Origin of the sequence: Pollutimonas rozaliensis, assembly GCF_048751585.1 — a bacterium.
Lineage (GTDB): Bacteria > Pseudomonadota > Gammaproteobacteria > Burkholderiales > Burkholderiaceae_B.
Genome location: NZ_JAZHOB010000320.1, coordinates 1 through 243 on the forward strand (window position 1 = coordinate 1; position 243 = coordinate 243).

At 44.9% G+C, this 243-nt stretch carries 1 pseudogene; it reads left to right on the top strand.

Annotated features, from left to right (window positions below):
• Nucleotides 1-243, top strand: a pseudogene (locus tag V0R37_RS23075) (hypothetical protein); the annotation flags it as partial.

Below are 243 nucleotides of genomic sequence, written 5' to 3' on the forward strand. Positions count from 1 at the left end.
GTTCGACAATGCAGCGTATGCTCAGTTAGTTCAAGCTATCCGATTGCTGGTAGTCACAGGAAACTGTCTTGTAATTCGCCGTGATGGTGTAACCCGTGTTCTGAATCTGCATAACTATGCCTTGCGCCGTAATTCTAGTGGTAAGGTCTTACGGATTATCACAAAGGAGAGCTTGCAGTATCGTGAGCTCTCTCAGAACATCAAAGACCTGCTGAACATTAATCCTAACTTCCGTGATGATTC